Annotated in this window: 1 protein-coding gene; it reads right to left on the bottom strand. The window is 31.1% G+C overall.

Annotation, left to right across the window (positions count from 1 at the left end):
• Window positions 1-243: 243 nt before the first annotated feature.
• Window positions 244-987, bottom strand: a complete 744-nt coding sequence (locus tag N4270_RS17040) for a DUF6794 domain-containing protein (protein ID WP_260098558.1) — start codon at window positions 985-987, stop codon at window positions 244-246.
• Window positions 988-1,524 lie beyond the last annotated feature (537 nt).

Below are 1,524 nucleotides of genomic sequence, written 5' to 3'. Positions count from 1 at the left end.
TTGTGTGTTTTCCGGTTGTAAGTTCGTCTAAAATTTTCAGTTTAAAAGGTTCTGAATACCGTCTAATTATTTTGTCATTTTTGTACATAATGTTTAAAATTATGTAGCCTATATTCAGGACGGGTCAGTATTACTGCCAACGTGTATGTGTATGGTTAGTTGCGTGCAAGTACGCTATTATTCTTTGCTAAGCAATATAGTGAATTGTGAGAAAATATCCTGCGCTTAGCCATCAAACCGCAATTAATTATACACGTTGTTGCCAGTAGTTTTTATTTTCCATACTGTCTGTCTCAGCATAATAGTGAATTCATCTCCTACATTTTTTTTAGACATCATTATTTTGGTTCCTTCATGGCTTTTATTTAAAATTCTAACTGTAAAATAGACATTTGTTTCGCCAACACTAAATCCTTTTTCTATAATAATTCCGTCAATTGATAAATCCATTTTTTCATCATATTCCCAATCCATTGTGGGACAAGGATAATCAACAACACTATTTGATTCACTAACTGGCATTTTTATGTTTATGGTGTCATTTACTGCATAACTTTGATAAATTTCCAGTCCTTTTTTTTCTTGAATTTTAGCACAATCTATAATTGGCTTCCAATATTCCTTAACACTATTTACTTGCGATTCAAGTTCAATATCTTTATTGTTTAAGTGTTTATGGTAAGATTCTATAATTATTGATGACATATCATCATAATGATGAACTCCAATAGAATCAAAAAATCGTGTTAGTTTTTCAGAATGCTCGCCATTCCGCAATAAATAATTTCTTATGTTTAATCCAATTCCGAAATGATAATCCACAAAAGTGGTGTCATCTTCAGTTCTGTTTTTAAATTGTTCTATTGATTTTTTATCCCATTTTTCATTTATATAGTCAAATGCAATATTCAAATCATTTGGAATTTTTTCCTTTTCTTGACATGAAAGAAATATCGAAATTGAAATAAGGACAATTATGTTTTTCAATGTTTGCGGTTTGGTCAAATTACTGGCAACGTGTATGTGTAAGGTTTCGTTGCGTTGGTTTGCTTAAAATTAATAAAAGAAACCAAAACCACTGATGTTTTGTCTAAAATATTCCAAGTACAAAAAAAAGAAGCAATGAACTTTACACGTTGTTATTTACTGTGCCGACACTTAAGAGTAATCACGTCCAGCTTGCGTTTCTGAATCAAGAGTAATCACATAATGCGAGAAGAGTAATCACATAAAGAGGTTTGAGTGATCACGTTTGCTAATCAATTGTTTTTTGAATCAGACGATTTCCTTTTGAATTGAACCTCTAATTTATAGATATGAGTGAGTTTCAGAGTCGAGTGAAAACCCTTTGAGATTGAGTGTGAATTACTAAATTAAGATTGAATGAACTCTCCGTATGAGTGATTCGGAGGCATTGTATATAACGTGTATGTGTAAGGTTTCGTTGCGTTGGTTTGCTTAAAATTAATAAAAGAAACCAAAACCACTGATGTTTTTGTCTAAAATATTCCAAGTACAATAAAA

Source organism: Psychroserpens sp. SPM9 (assembly GCF_025153525.1).
In the GTDB taxonomy this organism is placed as follows: Bacteria; Bacteroidota; Bacteroidia; order Flavobacteriales; family Flavobacteriaceae; genus Psychroserpens.
The sequence above is the reverse complement of the archived record's forward strand: the minus strand, read 5'-3'. Positions and strand labels throughout refer to the sequence as shown.